Source organism: Aeromonas sp., assembly GCF_051657805.1.
Taxonomy (GTDB): Bacteria; Pseudomonadota; Gammaproteobacteria; order Enterobacterales; family Aeromonadaceae; genus Aeromonas.
On sequence record NZ_JBOFLJ010000059.1, the window covers coordinates 47,824 to 67,231 of the forward strand.

General features: G+C 64.7%; 19 protein-coding genes. 6 read left to right on the forward strand and 13 right to left on the reverse strand.

What is annotated here, in order from left to right:
- Nucleotides 1-28: 28 nt before the first annotated feature.
- Complete coding sequence (locus ACRCYW_RS18195) at nucleotides 29-568, forward strand: TetR/AcrR family transcriptional regulator (RefSeq protein ID WP_438551424.1); 540 nt, start codon at nucleotides 29-31, stop codon at nucleotides 566-568.
- Here the strand turns inward: ACRCYW_RS18195 and priA are convergent.
- Entirely contained in the window at nucleotides 565-2,772 is a 2,208-nt protein-coding gene (gene priA, locus ACRCYW_RS18200; protein ID WP_438551425.1) for a primosomal protein N', read from the reverse strand. The two genes, ACRCYW_RS18195 and priA, sit on opposite strands and share 4 nt — an antisense overlap.
- Nucleotides 2,773-2,918: 146 nt before the next feature.
- Between priA and rpmE the strand changes: the two genes are divergently transcribed.
- The 3 genes from rpmE (at nucleotide 2,919) to ACRCYW_RS18215 (ending at nucleotide 6,154) form a co-directional block, all read left to right on the forward strand.
- On the forward strand, nucleotides 2,919-3,134 hold the full coding sequence (gene rpmE, locus ACRCYW_RS18205) for a 50S ribosomal protein L31 (RefSeq protein ID WP_005340673.1): 216 nt from the start codon (nucleotides 2,919-2,921) through the stop codon (nucleotides 3,132-3,134).
- Between the two features lie 163 nt (nucleotides 3,135-3,297).
- Nucleotides 3,298-4,731, forward strand: coding sequence for a DUF2867 domain-containing protein (locus ACRCYW_RS18210; RefSeq protein ID WP_438551426.1), 1,434 nt, complete (start codon nucleotides 3,298-3,300; stop codon nucleotides 4,729-4,731).
- A gap of 178 nt (nucleotides 4,732-4,909) precedes the next feature.
- On the forward strand, nucleotides 4,910-6,154 hold the full coding sequence (locus tag ACRCYW_RS18215; protein ID WP_438551427.1) for a malic enzyme-like NAD(P)-binding protein: 1,245 nt from the start codon (nucleotides 4,910-4,912) through the stop codon (nucleotides 6,152-6,154).
- An 80-nt stretch (nucleotides 6,155-6,234) separates the two neighbouring features.
- Here the strand turns inward: ACRCYW_RS18215 and ACRCYW_RS18220 are convergent, their stop codons facing one another.
- The 5 genes from ACRCYW_RS18220 to trmA form a co-directional block, all read right to left on the reverse strand.
- A complete protein-coding gene (locus ACRCYW_RS18220; RefSeq protein ID WP_438551428.1) occupies nucleotides 6,235-6,423 on the reverse strand; it encodes a hypothetical protein in 189 nt (62 codons plus the stop codon).
- Between the two features lie 180 nt (nucleotides 6,424-6,603).
- A complete protein-coding gene (locus ACRCYW_RS18225; protein ID WP_438551429.1) occupies nucleotides 6,604-6,780 on the reverse strand; it encodes a hypothetical protein in 177 nt (58 codons plus the stop codon).
- Nucleotides 6,781-6,834: 54 nt separating this feature from the next.
- Nucleotides 6,835-8,160, reverse strand: coding sequence for a two-component system sensor histidine kinase RstB (rstB, locus tag ACRCYW_RS18230; RefSeq protein ID WP_438551430.1), 1,326 nt, complete (start codon nucleotides 8,158-8,160; stop codon nucleotides 6,835-6,837).
- Between the two features lie 209 nt (nucleotides 8,161-8,369).
- Nucleotides 8,370-9,077, reverse strand: a complete 708-nt coding sequence (rstA, locus tag ACRCYW_RS18235) for a two-component system response regulator RstA (protein ID WP_438551431.1) — start codon at nucleotides 9,075-9,077, stop codon at nucleotides 8,370-8,372.
- Between the two features lie 209 nt (nucleotides 9,078-9,286).
- Nucleotides 9,287-10,393, reverse strand: coding sequence for a tRNA (uridine(54)-C5)-methyltransferase TrmA (gene trmA, locus ACRCYW_RS18240; protein ID WP_438551432.1), 1,107 nt, complete (start codon nucleotides 10,391-10,393; stop codon nucleotides 9,287-9,289).
- Nucleotides 10,394-10,562: 169 nt separating this feature from the next.
- On the opposite strand from trmA, the gene ACRCYW_RS18245 reads away from it, so the two are divergent.
- A complete protein-coding gene (locus ACRCYW_RS18245) occupies nucleotides 10,563-11,681 on the forward strand; it encodes a DUF5610 domain-containing protein (protein WP_438551508.1) in 1,119 nt (372 codons plus the stop codon).
- A 91-nt stretch (nucleotides 11,682-11,772) separates the two neighbouring features.
- The gene (locus ACRCYW_RS18250; protein WP_438551433.1) at nucleotides 11,773-12,306 is read left to right on the forward strand and encodes an ATP--cob(I)alamin adenosyltransferase; all 534 of its coding nucleotides are present in this window, start codon (nucleotides 11,773-11,775) and stop codon (nucleotides 12,304-12,306) included.
- Between the two features lie 84 nt (nucleotides 12,307-12,390).
- Here the strand turns inward: ACRCYW_RS18250 and malZ are convergent, their stop codons facing one another.
- From malZ to ACRCYW_RS18285, 7 genes are all read right to left on the reverse strand, one after another.
- Nucleotides 12,391-14,220, reverse strand: coding sequence for a maltodextrin glucosidase (gene malZ / locus ACRCYW_RS18255; protein ID WP_438551434.1), 1,830 nt, complete (start codon nucleotides 14,218-14,220; stop codon nucleotides 12,391-12,393).
- A gap of 117 nt (nucleotides 14,221-14,337) precedes the next feature.
- Complete coding sequence (locus ACRCYW_RS18260) at nucleotides 14,338-15,186, reverse strand: HDOD domain-containing protein (RefSeq protein ID WP_438551435.1); 849 nt, start codon at nucleotides 15,184-15,186, stop codon at nucleotides 14,338-14,340.
- A gap of 80 nt (nucleotides 15,187-15,266) precedes the next feature.
- Entirely contained in the window at nucleotides 15,267-15,686 is a 420-nt protein-coding gene (locus ACRCYW_RS18265; RefSeq protein ID WP_438551436.1) for an META domain-containing protein, read from the reverse strand.
- Nucleotides 15,687-15,883: 197 nt separating this feature from the next.
- On the reverse strand, nucleotides 15,884-17,248 hold the full coding sequence (gene yegD, locus ACRCYW_RS18270; protein ID WP_438551437.1) for a molecular chaperone: 1,365 nt from the start codon (nucleotides 17,246-17,248) through the stop codon (nucleotides 15,884-15,886).
- Nucleotides 17,249-17,337: 89 nt separating this feature from the next.
- Nucleotides 17,338-18,327 carry a 2-hydroxyacid dehydrogenase gene (locus ACRCYW_RS18275; protein ID WP_438551438.1) on the reverse strand — a complete coding sequence of 330 codons (990 nt, stop codon included), beginning with the start codon at nucleotides 18,325-18,327 and terminating at the stop codon, nucleotides 17,338-17,340.
- A gap of 77 nt (nucleotides 18,328-18,404) precedes the next feature.
- Nucleotides 18,405-18,872, reverse strand: coding sequence for a CreA family protein (locus tag ACRCYW_RS18280; RefSeq protein WP_438551439.1), 468 nt, complete (start codon nucleotides 18,870-18,872; stop codon nucleotides 18,405-18,407).
- A gap of 16 nt (nucleotides 18,873-18,888) precedes the next feature.
- Nucleotides 18,889-19,335: a DUF962 domain-containing protein gene (locus ACRCYW_RS18285; RefSeq protein WP_438551440.1), complete on the reverse strand. Its 447-nt coding sequence runs from the start codon at nucleotides 19,333-19,335 to the stop codon at nucleotides 18,889-18,891.
- Nucleotides 19,336-19,408 lie beyond the last annotated feature (73 nt).

Below are 19,408 nucleotides of genomic sequence, written 5' to 3' on the forward strand. Positions count from 1 at the left end.
GATCGGTGTACTTCAAGAGGTTTTCACCATGAGCGAGAAGCGTCAGCAACTGATGGCGACGGCCTACCGCCTGTTCAATCGCCACGGCTTTCATGCCACCGGCATTGATCGGATCTGGGCCGAGGCGGGTAGTACCAAGCGAACTCTGTATCGCCACTTCCCCACCAAGGATGCCCTGATCGAGGCGGTGCTCACTGAACGGGATAGAGAGTTCTTTGCGCTGCTAGAAGTCCGACTGGCTGGCGCCTCGGGACAAGAAGCCAGGTTGCAGGCCCTGTTTGCGGGTTTTGCCGACTGGTTTGGCCGCAGTGACTTCTACGGCTGCAACTTCATCAACGCCAGCGCCGAGTTTGCCGACCCACGTCACCCGGTACGCAAGCTGGTGGTGGCACACAAGCAGGCCCTGCTGGAGTGGATCAGGAATGAGCTGGGGTGCTCGGTGCCACAGGCCACAGGGTTATGCCTGTTGCTGGAGGGGGCCGTGGTGATGGCCCACAGCTATCAACAACCTCTGGCCCTGGATCAGGCCAGGCAGCTGGCACAGACCATATTGGGTGAAGCGGGCTAGTTCAACTCAGTGGGGTCTATATCCAGGCTCCAGCGCACCTTCTTGGTCTCGGGCCAGCCGTCCAGCTCCTTGACCGCCCAGTCCAGCAGCTGGGACAGGGGAGCCCGGTTCGGCCCCTGCACCAGCAACTGCATGCGGAACTTGCCCGCCTTGCGCTCCATGAAGCCGCTGATGGGTCCCAGCACCTGCACCTGGGGGTAGCGGGCGCTGCGCAGGGTGTCGGCGAGGCGGCCGAGGAACAGCTGCACCTCGTCCCGGCCGTTGGCCTCGGCCCGGAACAGCCCCTGATAGCTGAAGGGCGGCAGCCCCAGCAGGCGGCGCTCCTTCAGCGCCGTGTCGGCGAAGTGGCCATAGCCGTTCTGGGTCAGATCCTGCAGCAGGGCGTGCTCCGGATGGTGGCTCTGCAGCACCACCAGGCCCGGTTTGCTGGCGCGTCCGGCCCGGCCCGCAACCTGGGTGTAGAGCTGGGCCAGCTTCTCGGCGGCGCGAAAATCGGCGCTGAACAGGGCGCCATCCACATCCAGCAGGCCCACCAAGGTCACATCCGGGAAGTGGTGGCCCTTGGCCAGCATCTGGGTGCCGATGAGGATCTTGTACTTGCCGGCCTTGATGTCGCCGAGATGGGTCTCCAGTTCCCCCTTGCGGCGGGTGTTGTCTCTATCGATGCGCACCACGGGGTAGTGCGGGAAGACGGTGGTCAGCAGCTGTTCCAGCTGCTCCGTGCCCACCCCGGAGCCGATCAGCTCGCTGCTGCCGCATTCCGGGCAGTGGTGGGGCAGGGGCCGGACGCTGTCGCAGTGGTGGCAGTGCAGTCGCCGCCCGGCCTGATGCCAGGTGTACCAGGCGTCGCAGCGCTCGCAGGCGGCGCTCCAACCGCACTGGTGGCAGATGAGGGCCGGGGCATAGCCGCGGCGGTTCAGGAACAGCATCACCTGATTGCCCGCCCCAAGGTGCTCCGCCATCAGCTGCTCCAGCTGGGGGGAGAGGCCGGCCTGCAGCCGTACGTTCTTGATGTCCAGGATCACCTGGCGGGCGGTCTGGGCGTTGCCGGCGCGCCTCGTCAGGTGCAGGTGGTGATACTTGCCGCTGCGGGCGTTGTGCAGTGTCTCCAGGGAGGGGGTGGCGGAGCCGAGCAAGATGGGAATGTCGGCGCGGTGGGCCCGCATCACGGCGAGATCCCGGGCGTGGTAGCGGAAGCCGTCCTGCTGCTTGAAGGAGCCGTCGTGCTCCTCGTCGATGATGATGATGCCGAGGTTCTTGAACGGGGTGAACACGGCGGAGCGAGTGCCGATGAGGATGGCGGCACCGCCATCCCGGCAGGCGAGCCAGGCATCGAGCCGCTCCCTGTCGTTCATGGCGGAGTTCATGGCCACCACGGGCACGTTGAAACGGCGGCGGAAGCGGTTGATGGTCTGGGGGGTGAGGCCTATCTCCGGCACCATCACCAGGGCCTGCTTGCCCGCCTTGAGCAGGGGCTCGAGGATGCTGAGGTAGACCTCTGTCTTGCCCGATCCCGTGATGCCGTCCAGCAGGAAGGCGCCGAAGCGGTCGCTCTGGCTGGTGACGGCGGCCACCGCCAGCGCCTGCTCGCCGTTGAGGCGCAGCCCTTCCCCTGCATCGAAACGGGTGGCCCAGTCCCCTTCGTGGCTCGGTTCCAGCGAGCGCTTCTCCAGCAAGCCCTTCTTCTCCAGGGCGGTGAGGGCGGTACTCTGGATCTCCTCCTGCTTGAGGACGGAGGGAGTCTGGGGCCCCTTGCGCAGGAAGGCGAGGGCCTGCTGCTGCTTGGCGGCACGCTTGAGCTCGTTGAGATCGATCGCCATCCCCGCCTCGGTGGCGAACCAGAACTCCAGCTCCCGATAGGCGGCGGGCTCCCCCTTGCGCACCAGCACCGGCAGGGCGTGGGGCAAGACTTCCCCCAGCGGATGCTGGTAGTAGTTGGCGCTCCAGGCCATCAGCGCCAGTATGTCCGGCCCGAGCACGGGTTCTGCGTCCAGTACCCTCTTCAAGGGCTTGAGTTTGCTACGCGGCACCTGGCTCTCGGCGGGGTGTGCCACCACCAGACCGACCAGGGTCTGGGGGCCGAAGGGGATCTCGACCCGGCAACCGGGGGCAGGCAAGGGCAGGGGGGAGAGATAGTCGAAATGGCGGCGCAGGGGCACCGGTACAGCGACACGAACCAGATCCAGGATTTGGGAAGAATTCACCAGAGGTTGCCTATTTTTTCTGCGAAGCCACTTGCCTGAACTCAGGCATTTCCTATATTATTCGCAGCCTTTGAAACTGTGTTCAACAATCGTGTGGTGTCCGACAAGAGATCGGATGGCGACACGGCCTATTATCGAGGTTGTCCATGAAAGCTGGTATCCATCCTGACTACGTAGCCATCACCGCCAAGTGCTCTTGCGGTAACGTCATCAACACCTTCTCTACCATTGGTAAAGATCTGAACCTGGACGTGTGCTCCGAGTGCCACCCGTTCTATACCGGCAAGCAGAAAGAAGTTTCTAGCGGCGGCCGCGTAGACAAGTTCAACAAGCGTTTCGGTGCGATGACCACCAAGAAGTAATCATACTTCTAAAGCATTCTGAAAAAGGCGCCCAATGGGCGCCTTTTTTGTTGCTCGGCGTTCTGTATTGTCCCGCTTTGTCCTATGGTGGGACTCTCTCTCCTCCCCTTGCGGGAGAAGGGAGAATGAGGGGCGCCAATGGGAAATACGGGGGAGTGTGCAAATGCGTGATTGTCTGGTGATGGGGGCGGCGGGCTACATAGGATCTTATCTGGTGCCCCACCTGCAGGGGCTGGGTTACCGGGTGATCGCCGGGGCCAGGCGCCCCTGCCGTCTGCCGGAGGGGGTGGAGTTTCGCCTCGCCGACAGCCTCAAGCCCATCACCCTGCTGCCCGCCCTGGCCGGGGTCGATACCGTCTTCTACCTGGTGCACGCCATGGGGGCCGGCGCCGGATTCCATCGGCTGGAGCAGCAGGGGGTGAAGAACTTCGCCGCCGCCGCCCGTGCCGCCGGGGTGAGGCGCATCATCTATCTCGGCGCCATCCAGCCTAACCCCTGCAACAGCCGCCACCTCAACTCCCGCCGCCACTGCGGGGAGCTGTTTCGAGAAGCCGGAGTACCCACGGTGGAGCTGAGGGCCGGCATCATCATAGGGCCCGGCTCGGCGGCCTTTGAGGTGATGCGGGATCTGGTGTTCAACCTGCCCATGATGGTTACCCCCAAGTGGGTGCGCTCCCGCACCCCCCCCATCGCCCTCTCCAACCTGCTGCACTACCTGGTAGGGCTGGTGGAGGCAGAGGGGGTGGACGGCCAGGTGTTTAACGCCGCCGGCCCCGAGCTCCTCAGCTACCAGCAGCAGTTGCAGAAATTCGCCGCCCATATCGGCAAGCGTTGCCCCATCATTCCGCTCCCCTTCCTGAGCCCGCGTCTGTCCGCCTGGTGGCTGCAGTTCGCCACCTCTGTGCCCCAGCCGGTGGCCAAGGCGCTGGTGGGGGGCCTCAAGCACGACATCCCGGCGGACGACGGCCCGCTGCGGGCCCTGCTGCCCCAGCCCCTGCTCAGCTTCGACGAGGCGCTGACCGAGAGCCTGGCGCTGGAGCAGAAGCTGGGTGCCGAGCAACAGGGGGAGGAGACGCCGCTGGGCTTGCGTTGGCGCCATCCGGAGTACGGTTTCTACGATCGCACCGCGAGCGGTGAGGCGGTGTGCCTCGCCTCCCCCGAGGTGGTGTGGCAGGTGTTGCAGCAGCTCGGGGGCGAGCAGCGCTACTTCTACATGAACGAGCTCTGGGTAGTGCGCGAATGGATGGATCACCTGATCGGCGGCCCGGCCCTGACCCGGGGGCGCACCAATCCCGATCGCTTCGTGAAGGGAGACATGCTGGACTCCTGGCAGATCCTGGGGGTGGACGAGGGGCGCAGGCTGGATCTGTTGTTCAACATGAAGGCCCCCGGGGTGGGGCGGCTGGAGTTCAACATCCAGCCGCTGGAGTCCGGTCTGACCCAGCTGAGGGTGACGGCCCACTGGCATCCACAGGGGGCCTGGGGACTGGCCTACTGGCTCGCCATGCTGCCGTTCCACCTCTTCATCTTCCAGGGCATGACGGAGGCGATCGCCCGCCAGGCGGAGCAGAGGGCCGGCATACCCGTGATGGATTGAAACCATATCTATAACTAAATAGGTATCTGTGGGTGGTGTGACATGCTGACAACTGGCTTGTCAGTAGAGAAGGGCGATAGTTTATGCTGTGAAAGGGCGTCGCTTTTCTTTATGATCCCGGGCCCTCGTCCCTGGCGAGTCATGCACCACCACATTCACTTCCGTATCGGGGTTCCCCATGTCCGATCTGCGTCAAGAAGCGCTCGATTACCACGCTCAACCCATTCCCGGCAAGATTGCCATCGCCCTCACCAAGCCCGCCGAGACCGCCCGCGATCTGGCGCTGGCCTACAGTCCGGGGGTGGCCGAGCCGGTGCGCGAGATCGCCGCCAATCCGGATGACGCCTATCGCTATACCGGCAAGGGCAACCTGGTGGCCGTCATCTCCAACGGTACCGCCATCCTGGGGCTGGGCAACCTGGGGCCGCTGGCCTCCAAGCCGGTGATGGAGGGCAAGGCCCTGCTGTTCAAGCGCTTCGCCGGCATCGACGCCATCGACATCGAGGTGAAGCACGAGACCAGCGCCCAGTTCATCGACACGGTCGCGGCCATCGCCGACACCTTCGGTGGCATCAACCTGGAAGACATCAAGGCCCCTGAGTGCTTCGAGATAGAGCGGGAGCTCATCGAACGCTGCGACATCCCGGTATTCCACGATGACCAGCACGGCACCGCCATTGTCACCGCCGCCGGCCTGCTCAACGCCCTGGAGGTGCAGGGCAAGCGCATCGAACAGAGCCGCATCGTCTGCATGGGGGCTGGCGCCGCCGCCACCGCCTGTATGGATCTGCTGATCAAGTGCGGGGCAGCGCTGCAGAACATCTTCATGCTGGACCGCCAGGGGGTGATCCACACCGGCCGTACCGACCTGAACCAGTACAAGCAGCGCTTCGCCAACGACACCCCGTTGCGCACCCTGATGGATGTCATCGAGGGGGCGGACGTGTTCGTCGGCGTCTCGGGTCCGGACGTGCTGCCCCCCGAGGCGGTGGCCCTGATGGCGCCGCGCCCGGTGATCTTCGCCTGCTCCAACCCGGATCCCGAGATCAAGCCCGCCCTGGCCCACGCCGTGCGCGACGACCTCATCATGGGCACGGGCCGTTCCGACTATCCGAACCAGATCAACAACGTCATCTGCTTCCCCTTCATCTTCCGCGGCGCCCTGGACGCCCGCGCCAGCCGCATCAACGACGCCATGAAGGTGGCGGCGGTGGAGGCCATCCGTGCCCTGGTGAAAGAACCCGTGCCGGCCGAGGTGCTGACCGCCGCCGGGGTGAGCGAGCTGCACTTTGGCAAGGATTACGTCATTCCCAAGCCGATGGATGCCCGCCTGCTGCCGCGGGTGGCCCGCGCCGTGGCGCTGGCTGCCGTGGAGTCCGGGGTGGCGCGCATCGCCCTGCCGGCGGACTATATGCAGGGCTGAGCCCAGGCTTGGCGCTGAGCCGGTGAAAACAGAAGGGGCCCCGCAATGGGGCCCCTTTTCATTGGCGGTTGCTGATGAGATCAGGCGCTCTTGGGAGTGGCCTTCTTGGCGCTGGGGGCGGCCTTGGTGTGGGTCGCCTTGTGGTGTTTCTTCACCACCTTGGTCTGGGTGGCGTGGGGGGCGGCAGCCTGGGTCGGGGTGGCGGCCATGGTGAAGCCGGAGGTCAGGGCGAAGACGGCGGCAAGGCTCAGTGGGATCAGCTTGTTCATATTCACTACCTCGTTGGATGTTATGGAGCGTTTCTCCATGACTTCATCCTAAGGCAAGGCAGGAAGCGCTTCCGTGAGCGGCTGGTGACGGTTTGTATCCGGATGTACGACACCAGCGGGCGGAGAAACCAAAAGAAGAAGGGGTCCTGACGGACCCCTTCCTGGGAGCTTGTGCGACCGTTATTTGGTCTTGGGGGCCACCTTGACGGCAGGCGCCTTGGTGCTCTTGTGATGCTTCTTCACGACCTTGGTCTGGGTGGCCTTGGGGGCGGCGGCCTTGGTCGGGGTGGCAGCCATGGTGAAGCCGGAGGTCAGGGCGAAGACAGCGGCCAGGCTCAGGGGGATCAGCTTGTTCATATTCCAGTTCCTCATTCGGGTTGATGACATGGAGCGTTTCTCCATGGCTTCATCCTAGGGGGACTCGGCCCCGGCTTCAGTGAGTGGCTGGTGACGGCTTGTATCCAAATGTACGGGCAGGGCCAGGCAGAAGCGGGCCCCCGTTTCGCTGGGCAGGAGCTGCACCTCGCCGCCGTGGTGGCGGGCTATACTGCGCACTATGGCGAGCCCGAGCCCGGCCCCGCCGGTGCGTCTGTCCCGGCTCTGGTCGAGGCGCACGAAGGGCTCGAAGATCTGGGGGGCCAGCGCCGGATCTATGCCGGGGCCGTCGTCGCTCACCGTCAGCAGATACTGTTCCTGCTGTTGTTCCATGCACAGGGTCACCCGACTGACGGCGTGACGCAGGGCGTTGCCGATGAGGTTCTCCAGGGCCCGGGCCAGCAGGCGGGCATCCCCGCGCCAGGGTAGGGGGCTGGCGGGGGGAACGAACTCGAGCTGCTTCTCCGGCCGCAGCGCCTGCCAGTCGGCCAGGTGCTCCGCCGCCCAGCCACCCAGCTCCAGATCGCTGCACTGCAGGGGCAGCTCGGGGCGATCGAGGCGCGCATAGGTGAGCATCTCCTCGATGAGGGCATCCAGCACGCCGAGATCCCGTTCAAGCCCCTGCCTGTCGGCCTCGCCCGGCTGGGGCTCCAGCATGGCGAGCCGGTATCTCAGCCGCACCAGGGGGGTACGCAGCTCGTGGGCGATGGCGTCCGTCAGCTGTTTGCGGCTCGCCAGCATGGCCTGAAGTTGCTCCGCCATCTGATCGAAGGTGCGACCGACCCTGGCGAGGCTGCTGCTGGCGGGCAGGCCGGTGCGGCTGGAGAGATCCCCGTCGCCGACCCGGCGGGCGGTCTGCTCCAGCTGTTGCAGGCCGCGCCAGTGGGGTCTCAGCCAGAGCAGGATAGGCAGGCCGAGGGAGAGGCCGATGAGCAGCAGCAGCCCCACGTCCACCCAGTGCAGCTCGTGCAGGTAGGAGAGATAGGGGACGGGGCCGACGATCAGCACCTGATCCGTGCCCGAGATGCGCTGCAGGAAGGTGTCGTCCTCCTCGACGATGACGATGTTGCCCGCCTCGAGGAAGGCCTGATCTTCGCGGGCCAGGGGCTGGCTGGTGAGGGTCCCGGCCTGCAGCGGCAGGTTGAGCTGACGGCTCTGCTCTCCCATGCGGGCGGGCCAGCGTTCAGGCGGTAGCCGCGCCAGCTCGCCGGTGAGCAGGCCGAGGGAGCCTTGCATCATGTGCTCCAGATAGCGATCCCCCGCCCGCTCGGCGCTGACCTGATAGACCAGGCCGATCAGCAGGATGGCGAGGCCGAAGCAGCCGATCAGCAGGAGGTAGAACTGGATAAACAGGCGACGCATGGGGTCTCTTCCTCTGGCGATGGATCGATGACGGCATCCTTACTTTCTATGCTGACCTCCTGGCCTGCGTGGTATCTAAAGACCCGTTGCCTGTCTACTCCCTGGCCTGGGGCACCGGCAGATAACCCTTCTGACGCAGCGTCTCGGTCCGGCTGAGGTTGCCGGGGTCGTCGCCCGGGATGCCTACATGCAGGTGGGCGAATGCACATTTACTCCCAGGCCTGGGGTACCAGCAGATAACCCTTCTGGCGTACCGTCTTGATCCGGCTGGGGTTGTTGGGATCGTCCCCCAGCTTGCGGCGCAGGCGGGAGATGGCCACGTCCATGCTGCGATCCTGGCCGTCGTAGTCACGGCCCCGCAGGCTGCGAAACAGCGCCTCCCGCCCCAGGATCTGACCGGCATGGCAGGCGAGCTCCCACAAGAGATCGAAGTCGGCGGTGGAGAGGGGGATGCTGTGGCCCTCGAGGCGCACGTCCCGTGCCGGGCCATCGATCTGCAAGCGGCCAAATTGTAGGCGCTGGGGGGGCGGGCTGGCAGGGGCCGATTGTGGTGCTTGGCCCTGCTGGCGGAACTGGACCCGCAGCCGGGCCAGCAGCACGGGGGGCGGCGTGGTCTTGAGGATGTAGTCGTTGGCACCGAGCTCCAGGCTCAGGATCTGGTTCATGTCGCTATCGAGGGAGGTGAGCATGACGATGGGGCCGGCGAAGCGTGGGCGCAGATCCCGGCACAGGGAGAGGCCATCCTGACCCGGCAGCATGATGTCCAGCAGCACCAGATCCGGCTGCTCCGCCTCGATGCGGGCCAGCGCCCTGTCCCCCCGGGTCTCCAGCAGGACTTCCATATCATGGCGACCGAGCCAGCCGCTGATGAGCTGGCCTATTTCGGGATCATCTTCAACAAAGAGAACGCGTGGCATGGTGGCGTGGCACCCCGGCAATGGCGCGAATGCGCGTGCCGCCAGCATAACGGCTCCCGTTGCCACATGCACAGGGTTAAATAATCGGACAGGGCCCAAGGGCCCTGTCGTTATGCTGGCGAGCTTGTCGGCGGTATTCCCACCCTGGCTCGAAGCCCTTGGCGCCCTTCTCCCCTAGCGGGAGAAGGGCTGGGGATGAGGGGAAGGTGTTAACTCGCCTTGCGTTTCAGATAGACCCCGGCCTCCATATGGTGGGTCCAGGGGAACTGGTCGAACAGGGCGAAGCGGGCGATCTCGTGAGTCTCGCCGAGCACCGCCATGTTGGCCTGCAGGGTCTCAGGGTTGCAGGAGATGTAGAGGATGTTGTCGTACTCCTGCACCAGTTTGACGGTCGCATCGTCCAGCCCGGCGCGGGGGGGATCCACGAAGATGGTGTTGCACTGGTAGCTCTTGAGCTCCACCCCCTTGAGGCGGTTGAACTCCCGCTCGCCGCGCATGGCCAGGGTGAACTCCTCGGCGGACATGCGCAGTATGATGAGGTTATCCACACCGTTCGCGGCGATGTTGAACTGGGCGGAGTCCACGCTCGGCTTGGCGATCTCGGTGGCCAGCACCTTGCGGAAGTTCCGGGCCAGGGCGATGGAGAAGTTGCCGTTGCCGCAGTAGAGCTCCAGCAGATCCCCCTCGCTGCCCCGAGTCACGTCCAGCGCCCAACCCAGCATCTGTTCGTTTATGGCGGCATTGGGCTGGGTGAAGCTGTTCTCCACCTGCTTGTAAACCAGCTCGCGCCCCTGCACATTCAACCGCTCGATGACGAACTCCTCCCCCAGACAGATCTTCTGCTTGTGGGCGCGGCCGATCAGTCGCAGATCGAAGCCCAGGGCCCGCAGGTCGGCCTGCAGGGCCTCGGCGGCCTGCTGCCACTCGGCTTCCAGCTTGCGGTGGTAGAGCAGGCTGACGCAGATCTGGCCGGACTGGGTGGAGAGGTAGTCGATCTGGAACAGCTTCTTGCGCAGCACCGGGTGCGGGCGCAGCCCCTCGACGAGTACCGGCATCAGGTGGTTGATGAGCAGGCTGGCGGTGGGGAACTGGTCGACCCGGATGATCTCCTTGGTGGCCGGGGCATACATGCAGTGGAAGAGGTCATCCCCCTCGTGCCAGATGCGAAACTCGGCACGCATCCGGTAGTGCTCGGCGGGGGAGGCATGCACTTCCAGGGCCGGCGGGTTGAAGCCTGCGAACAATCCGGTGAGACGGACGCTCTTCTCGTCGAGCTGGGCCTGGTAGTCAGCAGGAGTTCGCTGGGATTGAGTCATGGATACCTCGCATGCGCCGGGCAAAGCCGGGTGAAAACCGGGGGAAGGCCTTGGCCAACCAAAGGGGCAAGATTGTAAGAGGCGGCCGCAGATTCTCCAAGTTTTTATGGTCAAGAAGTATCCAGTCGGGCCGATAACCGATCCACCACTATTGGCGGGAGGAAGAATGATGCAGATCGATGGCGTGGGCGCGACCCAACCCAAGGGAGTGGGCACCTCCCCCAAGGCAGCTCAGACAACCCAGAGCAGACCGGCGGAGGAGGGGGATCAAGTCTCCCTCAACCAGCCGCCGAAATGGGCTCAGCGGCTGATTGAGCAGGCGTTGCAGTTCGCCCTGAAGATCAACGGCCAGCACTATCAGGCCCCCAAGAGCCAGGAGTTCAAACTGGAGCCACCGGAGGCGATCACCCCGGAGACCCTGTTCGACTACCAGTCGGTGGCGGACAACGTGCTGCAGTTCGTCACCGGGCGGCTGGGGGCGGCGCGGGCGGACGGCAAGAGCGACGAGGATCTGGCCGAGATGATGGCCCAAGCCCGCAAGGGGGTGGACATGGGCTTCGGCGGCGCCAGGGAGCAGCTCGGCAGCTGGGCGGACAACGAGGACATCAAGACCGGCATGGATCAGAGCTACAAGCTGATTCAGGAGGGGCTGGAGTCCTTCGAGAAGGAGTTCTTCGGCCAGCTCTCCCCCACCGAACTCGGGGATGCCGAGATGGCGAGCCGCCGTCAGGGGGCCCTGGAGATCGAGACGCGGGACGGTGACAAGGTGATACTGCGCTTCAGCGACAGCTGGCAGTTCAAGTCCCAGAGCGGGGAAGGGGGGAGTCAGCTCAGCCTGAAGTCGAGCCAGGGCTTCGATTTTTCCCTCGAAGGGGAGCTCGACGGCGACGAGATAGAGGCCATGGGCCGGCTGGTGAAGGGGCTGGACGAACTGGCGGGCAAGTTCTTCGGCGCAGACGGCCAGACCCTGGCGGACAAGCTGAGCGGCTTGCCGCTGGATGACAGCCAGCTGGCGTCCTACTCCCTCAAGCTCAAGCAGTCGGCCCGCCTCAGTCAGACCTATCAGGGGGCCCACTCTTTGCAGGAGAGCCTCAAGCCCCTGGCGGACTACCTGCCGAGGCTCGGCCAGTGGCAGCTGCAGGCCGATGCCCTGCTGCCGGAATCCCAACAGCAGGCTCTCACCCCCGCGGTGCTGGCGGCACGGGGCCAGACCGATGGACAGGGTGCCGGCTTTATGGGCTTCAACCAGCGGATGCTGGAGGCCGCGCGCCTGCTCGGCCAGGTCTGACGCCAAACCATGACTTGAGCGGTTTGCCAGCCCTGTTTGCTAGACAATGGCCGGGCTGGCACACTGCCCTTTTCCCTGACCAGATGCGGCCATGAACCCCAAGAAGCCAAGAGACAAGCGCGAGCTCTGCTACCCCTTCATCTTCGAGACCCAGTTCCAGTGCGACTACGAGATCGCCACCGACGAGCTCTGCTGCCAGGTGGGGGCCGTGCTCGCCGCGCTGCCCGCCGAGGCCGAGACCCGCGAGATGGTGGCGGATCTGGCGACCCTGCAGCGGCTCATCTACAACCTGAACGGCTCGGTGCGTGGCCGGCTCGGCATCTTCGAGGAAGACCTGGACTGGCTGAAGGGGCGCTATGACCACTACAACGAGGCGAGTCGCGGCCGGGTGACCGGCTTCGTGCTGCCCCAGGGGCCCCAGCCCATCCCCACCTTGCACCTGTGCCGCTGCGGCAGCAAGAAGGTGGTGCGGCTGCTGGTGCGTCTCGAGGAGAGCGGGGTGTGCTTCGATCCCATCCTCTACCGCTTCGCGAACCTGCTGGCGAACTTCTTCTTCGTGCTGACCGTCTTCCTCAAGCTGCACTGGGACGTGCCGGAAGTGCCCTATGTCAGCATCAACTACTGACGCCAAGGGGTCTGCCATAGGGTCGATCTAAGATGCACAAGAAAAACCGGAGCTTGAGGCTCCGGTTTTTTATGGTCGCGCCCCTCAGCTCGACAACAGCACCCTGGCCGAATTGGCCGGTATGGTGAGCTGCACCTCCCCCTGCACCACCTCGAACTTGTCGCCATTGAAGGCGTCGGTGAAGCGGCTGGCGGGGCTCGCGGTCTGCCACAGGGGCAGGCTGATGGTGCGCGGCTCCGTAGGGTGGCGGTTGCAGGCCACCACCACCTGATCGCTTTGCAGGGTGCGGGCGAACACATAGCTGTGGGGGCCGGCGTAGAGGGTCTGGATGTCCCCCCGGCGCAGGGCCGGGCGCTGGCGGCGCAACTGGATCAGGCGGCGGTAGTGATCGTGCAGCACGTGATCCCAGTCCGTGGTTTCCCAGGGGAAGCAGCGGCGGCAGTCCGGATCGTTGCCGCCGGAGAGCCCCACCTCGTCGCCGTAGTAGATGGAGGGCACGCCGATATAGGTGATGAGCAGGGTGGCGGCGAGGCGCATGCGCTGCTTGTCCTCCCCCAGCAGGTGCAGGAAGCGAGCGGTGTCGTGGCTGTCCAGCAGGTTGAACTGGGCCAGCTGGTTCTTGAACGGGATATGGGCCCGCGCCAGCTTGAGCCAGCGGTCCAGCTCCTCGGCGCTGATCTTGATGGGGTGGTAGGCGATGTCCTGTCCCGCCAGGAAGGCGCGGATGGGGTGGGCGAAGCCGTAGTAGTTCATGGCGCCGTCCTCCTGATCCCCCTGCAGCCACTGGCTCGCCTCGAAGAAGTGTTCGCCGAGCACGTAGGCGTCCGGGTTCTCCTGCTTCACGGCACCGCGAATGGCGCGCACATGGCCGCTGTTGCCGATGGCCGAGCCGCGCTCCCCCAGCATGTGGATGACGTCGAAGCGCCAGCCGTCTATCTGGTAGGGAGCCCGCATCCAGTAGCGCAGGATGGCGTTATCGGCGCGATAGACGGCGTCTTGCACCTGCTCGCTGGAGAAATCCAGCTTGGGCAAACTGCGGATGCCCTTCCAGCTGACATAATCCCCTTCTTTATCGAAGGTGTAGAAGCTGCGCCAGGGGGAGTCCGGATTCTGCTGGGCGCCGAGCGGCGGGCAGAACCAGGGGTGCTCGGTGGAGGTGTGGTTGACCACGGCGTCCAGGATGATCTTCATGCCGCGCTGGTGCAGGTTGCGGGTCAGCTCGGCGAACTGCTCGTTGGTGCCAAGGTGGGCGTCCACCTTGAAGTAGTCCTGGGTGTCGTACTTGTGGTTGCTCGGCGAGTCGAAGATGGGGTTGAGGTAGAGCGCCGTGATGCCGAGGGATTGCAGGTAGTGCAGCTTGGCGTCGATCCCCGCCAGATCCCCGCCGTAGAACTCGCAGGCACCGTGCCCCTCGTCGTGGCGGCTGACCGGCTCACCCCAGGCCTTGCTGATGACGGCCTTGCCCCTGTATTCGTATTCGTGGTGACGCACGCTCAGGGATGGGTCGCCGTTGCAGAAGCGGTCGGGGAAGATCTGGTAGAACACCTGATCCTGCACCCAGGTCGGCGGCTGATGGCGGCTGTTGAAGCGGAAATGCTGTTCCCGTGGCGGCATGGCGGCACTGACGCCGGCCCCGTGCAGCCACCATTGCGCCTCGTCGGTGATGCACTTGAAGCAGTAGAGGTGGGTCTCCTGGCCCCTGAGGAGGGGCAGCTCGACCTGCCACACCTGCAGCCTGTCACGGGTCGAGACCGGGCGCATGGCCAGCAGGTACTCTTCGTTGTCCGGCTCGTGGCGCAGCCAAACCTCCCGGATGGGGGCGTCCAGCTCGCTGAACAGGGTGAGCTGCAGGGTGTCGGCACTCTCTTTGAACCAGGGTGCCACCTGGGGATGAAACAGGAAGGGATGGGTCATGGTCTCTACTGCGTCAAAGGTTGGCCAGGGGGATATTACCCCGTTTGTGATCTTGTGTGTGCCGGTCGGCCGGAATGGGACAAGGCCCCTGTCCGCTCTGGTCGACCGGGCGTGAGTCTACTGGGTCAGCAGATCGGCCAGGGCGTTGCCCTGTTCATGGAGCTGTTCGAGCTGATCCGCCAGGGTGGCGGGATCCAGTCCCAGCTCATTGGCCAGCGGCTTGGGGAAGCGGCTGATGATGGCCTGGGCCGGCACCCCGGCATGCCAGGCGAAGGAGACGAAGACGGCGAGCCGGATCAGCACGGCCTCCTTGCTGACCGGCTGATAGGAGAGGGGATCCAACTGCTGGGCGATGGCATCGACGAAGGATTCCGACAGGTTCCAGCGCCGCGCCAGTTCGGCGCCGAGCTGGGCGTAGTCGTAGCCCAGCATCTCCCGCTGGGCCTCGACCCGGCTGCTGCCCTTCTCGATGGCCAGGCTGATGAGCTCGGCCTCTTCCGGCAAGGTGCTCTGGATCAAAAGCTCGCCGATGTTGTGGATGAGGGCGCAGGTGAAGGCGGTCTCCGCATCCACGACCTTGGTCTGCTGGGCCAGGGTGCGGGCTATGGTGGCGACCTGGAAGGTCTGGGTCCAGAAATGGTGTTTGTCGAAGCTGGGGGGGGCCTTGAAGCTGCTGATGATGCCGGAGGCGACCACCACGGAACGCAACCGGTTGAAGCCGAGCCGGATCACCGCCTGTTCGATGGAGGTGACCTCATTGCCCCGGCGCAGGGCGGCCGAGTTGGCCATGCGCAGCACCTTGACGCTGATCACCTGGTCCATGGCGATCTTGGCCGCGATCTCGTCGATGCGGGCATTCTCGTCGCTGAAGCTCTGCATTAGCTCGTGCAGCAGCTTGGGGATTGTGGGCAGTTGTTTGATCTTGTCAAACAGGCGATCCATCGACATGGCTGAGGCAGCCTCCATTGCGAACAGTGCCTCATATTGTGCCACAGCCTGGTCAGTTGTTCCTGTGAGGGTGCAGATTTCGTGAGCCTGGGACGCTCCTAGAACACCCAGTCCCGCAGCTTGTATTCCAAACGGTGCCGTTTTCCCTTCAAGATCAGCGTCTCCGTGTCGCCGCTCAGGGTAGCCCCTTCCATCAGGGTGGCGAGGACAGCCTGCTCGACCAGATCGAGCTGCGGCTGGCAGGCCATGGCGGTGCTGCCCAGGCTGCTGACCCAGAATCTGTTCCCCTCGAGGTTGCCCTGGCCGAAATAGCGGTTGCAACCGGCGATGCCGTTGACGGTGAAGTGTTCGCCAATCTCGATATCGGGGCGGTTGTCCGGGCCGTTGGCCACGGGTTGGCCATCCAGCTTGTCGAGCACCCAGTGGTGGTGCTGCAAGTCTTGCTGGGCGAATCGAGGCGTACTGCTGCAGGCGCTGAGCAGAAGCAGGGCGAGCAGGAGTAACAACATTCTGGGCATTGCAGGGCTCCGGTGGTGGGAGTGACAAGCATACCTTCACCCGGGGCCCCGGGGCAGGGCGGACAGGGGGGGCACCGACCGCTTCTGTCGCCCTTTGGCTGGGAGGGGTGTCGGTAAATGGCAACACCTGCCCCGGCCGAGGCTCACCGTCCGCAAAAAGGGGCCACAATGTGGCCCCTTTGTCCTCAGACTGCTGCTTATGCGCCGGCGAACAAACGCTCGGCGTAACGGGCGAGACCCGAGGCCACAGAGCCGAAGTCATCTCCCCCTTCCAGCGGGATGGCGGGGAGCTTCTGGCGGATGAAGTCTTTGATGAGGGGAGACTTGGCGCTGCCGCCTGTGATGAAGACCCGATCCGGCTGCACGCCGGCGGCGGTGATGGCCTCATCCATCAATTCGCCTATCTTCTCCAGCAGGGGGGCCGAGGCGGAGGCCAACTGGCCGCGGTTGAGCTCGGCCGCCAGCCCCTTCTCCAGCTCGCTCAGGGATTGCTGGTTGAGTTCGTGGTCGGAGAGGGCGATCTTGCCCTGTTCGGCGCGCCACACCAGCTGGTGGCTCAGCTTGTGGGCCCGCAGGCTCGCGAGGCGGGCGAGCTTGCTGCCGGGCTGGCTGTCGAGCTGCAGATCCTGCAGCTGGCGCGCTGTGTCCAGGCTGTAGAAGCGGCTCTGGGCGCTGACGTCGTTGATGGCGGCCGCATCCCAGAACAGAGGGTGGGGCAGGGGCTTGCCGGTCTTGAGGGTCTCGTGCATGCCGAGCAGCGGCATCATGCCCTCCACCGTCAGCCGGATGTCGAAGTCGTTGCCGCCGATGCGCTGACCGCTGTGGCTGAGCAGGTCGCCGCCGCGATCCAGCTGATCTCGGTGGCTCGGGCCCATGCGCAGCATGGAGCAGTCCGTGGTGCCGCCGCCGATGTCCACCACCAGCACCACGGCATCCTCGGTCAGGCGTGCCTCGAATTCGAAGCCGGCCGCCACGGGTTCATACAGGAACTCCACCTGCTCGAAGCCGGCGAGGCGAGCCGCTTCGGTCAGGATGGCGATGGCCTGGCGGTTGCTCTCCTCTCCCGCCAGCCCCTGGAAGTTGACCGGACGACCGATGACGGCGCCGCGCACCGGCTGGCCGAGCTGCTGCTCCGCCTCCTCGCGCACCTGCAGCATCATGGCGCAGACGATGTCCTCGAACAGGGCGATCTGGGGGGCCTTGAGGCCATAGGCACCGAGGAAGGATTTCGGCGACTTGATGTAGTAGCCGTCGTCCGGCTCCTCCAGATAGCGCTCGAGGGCAGCATTGCCGAAGCTGAGCTCGTCGATCAAGCCTTCTTCGCGCATCTGGCGACGCACCGCCTGGGCACGGGGCACCACGGGGCCGCGCAGCTTGAGGTATTCGCTCTGCCGGGCAGGTGTCAGCCGCTCCGCCAGCAGGCCGGCGATGGCGTCCCTGTGGGGGGCGTGCAGGGTGGAGGGGAGGTAGCGGGAGCCTGACAGGGTCAGCAGCCGGGGGCTGCCTTGTTCCATCACGGCGACGGCGCAGTTGGAGGTACCGTAATCAAATCCGATAAACATAGGCGGCCAGGCTCCTGTTCAAAAAAGGGCTGGTAGCCTACCCGAAGGCGCCGGGTCTCACAACCCGGCGTGGCTGAATGGCGGGCGCTTTATTCCACTTCGTTGTCGCTGTGGCCCTGGCGCTCGATGGCCTGGATGTTGCTGAGGGTGGTGTCGGCGATGGCGTGCAGCGCCTCCCGGGTCAGGAAGGCCTGGTGACCGGTGAACAGCACGTTGTGGCAGGCGGAGAGGCGGCGGAACACGTCGTCGGTGATCACCTCGTTGGACTTGTCCTCGAAGAAGAGATCTTCTTCTTCCTCGTAGACGTCCAGCCCCAGGGCGCCGATGCGGGCGGTCTTGAGGGCCTCGATGGCGGCGTTGGAGTCGAGCAGGCCGCCACGGCTGGTGTTGATGATCATCACACCGTCCTTCATCTTGGCGAACGCCTCCTTGTTCAACAGGTGGTAGTTCTCCTTGAACAGGGGGCAGTGCAGGCTGATGACGTCGGACTGGCGGAACAGGGTGTCGAGATCCACGTACTCGGCGCCGAGATCGATGGCCGCCTGGTTCGGATAGGGGTCGCTCACCAGCAGGCGCATGCCGAAGCCCTTGAGGATACGCAGGGTGGCGATGCCGATCTTGCCGGTGCCTATGATGCCGGCGGTGCGGCCGTGCATGTTGAAGCCCACCAGCCCTTCCAGGGAGAAGTTGGCGTCACGGGTGCGCTGATAGGCCTTATGGATGCGGCGGTTGAGGGTCATCATCAGCCCCACCGCGTGCTCGGCCACCGCCTCCGGGGAGTAGGCGGGGACTCGTACCACCTTGAGCCCCAGCTCCTTGGCGGCGACCAGATCCACGTTGTTGTAACCGGCACAGCGCAGGGCGATCACCTTGGTGCCGTTGGCGGCCAGCTCGGTCAGCACCTCCCGGTCGGCATCGTCGTTGACGAACAGGCAGACCACGGGGAACTGATGGGCGAGACGGGCGGTCTTGGCCTCCAGCCGCACGTCGAAGAACTCCAGTTCGAACCCGTACTGGCTGTTGGCTTGAGTGAAGTGTTCCTTGTCATAGCTCTTGGTACTGAAAACGGCGACTTTCATGGTGCGCTCTCCGCAGATATCGATGTGGTTAAATTACAACAACCGCCGGCCTTCATCACGGGATAAATGGTGGGGAATTAACCCCAGGGCATGATGGGAACCGCGCTGACGGCGCTTTTATAAGAACCATCCACCAATTTGGTGCTGTAAGTCAGATAAACCAAGGCATTGCGCTTCTCGTCGTAAAAACGCACCACTTTCTGCTCCTTGAACACCAGGGACGTGTTGACGTCGAACACCTCCTCCCCGGCCTTCAGCTTGGCGGGCAGGGTGATCGGGCCCGTCTGGTGGCAGGAGAGGGATGCGTGGGAGGGATCCTCCGCCAGCCCGAGCCCGCCCTTGACGCCGCCGGTCTTGGGGCGTGCCAGATAACAGGCGATGCCGGCGATCTTGGGATCGTCGAACGCCTCTATCACTATCTTGTGATTCGGCCCGACCAGCTTGAAGGCGGTGCTCACCTCGCCGATGGGATCGGCCTTGTCCGCGAGGGCGGGCGCGGCGAGCAGGGCGGTCAGCAACAGGGGCAGGGGGCGTGAGTAGGACATGGGGTTTCTCCTGGCCTCAGTAAGGGAGGCCCAAGCGACGATAGAGGCTGGCCAGCACCCAGGCGGGGCCGATCAGCAGAAATTGCAGGTCGGCGAGGAAGGAGGGGCGTTTGCCCTCGATCCGGTGGCCGACAAACTGGGCGACCCAGAGTAGCACGAAGCCGATGAGCGCCGGCAGCAGAAGAGGCCCCTGCCACCACTGGCAGGCCAGCAGGCCGAGGCCGGTGAGCACCGTCATGCCGAGGCACAGGGGGGGCGAGAGGCGCAGGTAGAACAGCAGCACGGGCACGGCCGCCACCATGGCCCAGTTGATGCTTGATGGCAGAGGTCCATTGGGCAGGCACCAGAGCAGGGCCAGCCCGCACAGATAGATGCCGGGCACCGCCACCTTGTGGATGGCGATGTTGACCGGGTGGCGGTGGCTCTGGCCGTAGTCGCTGAACCATTGTTCGAGTCGTTTCATGGCACCTCCCTGGTGCTGTGGGTGAAACCGGTTTGCCGTCCATCCCGGACGGCTCGCTTGCCTGACGGTGTGC

Excerpts from the sequence above, each read along its gene's own strand:
- ACRCYW_RS18195 (WP_438551424.1), top strand. The coding sequence starts at position 29 with ATGAGCGAGAAGCGTCAGCAACTGATGGCGACGGCCTACCGCCTGTTC.
- rpmE (WP_005340673.1), top strand. The coding sequence starts at position 2,919 with ATGAAAGCTGGTATCCATCCTGACTACGTAGCCATCACCGCCAAGTGC.
- ACRCYW_RS18210 (WP_438551426.1), top strand. The coding sequence starts at position 3,298 with ATGCGTGATTGTCTGGTGATGGGGGCGGCGGGCTACATAGGATCTTAT.
- ACRCYW_RS18215 (WP_438551427.1), top strand. The coding sequence starts at position 4,910 with ATGTCCGATCTGCGTCAAGAAGCGCTCGATTACCACGCTCAACCCATT.
- ACRCYW_RS18220 (WP_438551428.1), bottom strand. The coding sequence starts at position 6,423 with ATGAACAAGCTGATCCCACTGAGCCTTGCCGCCGTCTTCGCCCTGACC.
- ACRCYW_RS18225 (WP_438551429.1), bottom strand. The coding sequence starts at position 6,780 with ATGAACAAGCTGATCCCCCTGAGCCTGGCCGCTGTCTTCGCCCTGACC.
- rstB (WP_438551430.1), bottom strand. The coding sequence starts at position 8,160 with ATGCGTCGCCTGTTTATCCAGTTCTACCTCCTGCTGATCGGCTGCTTC.
- rstA (WP_438551431.1), bottom strand. The coding sequence starts at position 9,077 with ATGCCACGCGTTCTCTTTGTTGAAGATGATCCCGAAATAGGCCAGCTC.
- trmA (WP_438551432.1), bottom strand. The coding sequence starts at position 10,393 with ATGACTCAATCCCAGCGAACTCCTGCTGACTACCAGGCCCAGCTCGAC.
- ACRCYW_RS18245 (WP_438551508.1), top strand. The coding sequence starts at position 10,563 with ATGCAGATCGATGGCGTGGGCGCGACCCAACCCAAGGGAGTGGGCACC.
- ACRCYW_RS18250 (WP_438551433.1), top strand. The coding sequence starts at position 11,773 with ATGAACCCCAAGAAGCCAAGAGACAAGCGCGAGCTCTGCTACCCCTTC.
- malZ (WP_438551434.1), bottom strand. The coding sequence starts at position 14,220 with ATGACCCATCCCTTCCTGTTTCATCCCCAGGTGGCACCCTGGTTCAAA.
- ACRCYW_RS18260 (WP_438551435.1), bottom strand. The coding sequence starts at position 15,186 with ATGGAGGCTGCCTCAGCCATGTCGATGGATCGCCTGTTTGACAAGATC.
- ACRCYW_RS18265 (WP_438551436.1), bottom strand. The coding sequence starts at position 15,686 with ATGCCCAGAATGTTGTTACTCCTGCTCGCCCTGCTTCTGCTCAGCGCC.
- yegD (WP_438551437.1), bottom strand. The coding sequence starts at position 17,248 with ATGTTTATCGGATTTGATTACGGTACCTCCAACTGCGCCGTCGCCGTG.
- ACRCYW_RS18275 (WP_438551438.1), bottom strand. The coding sequence starts at position 18,327 with ATGAAAGTCGCCGTTTTCAGTACCAAGAGCTATGACAAGGAACACTTC.
- ACRCYW_RS18280 (WP_438551439.1), bottom strand. The coding sequence starts at position 18,872 with ATGTCCTACTCACGCCCCCTGCCCCTGTTGCTGACCGCCCTGCTCGCC.
- ACRCYW_RS18285 (WP_438551440.1), bottom strand. The coding sequence starts at position 19,335 with ATGAAACGACTCGAACAATGGTTCAGCGACTACGGCCAGAGCCACCGC.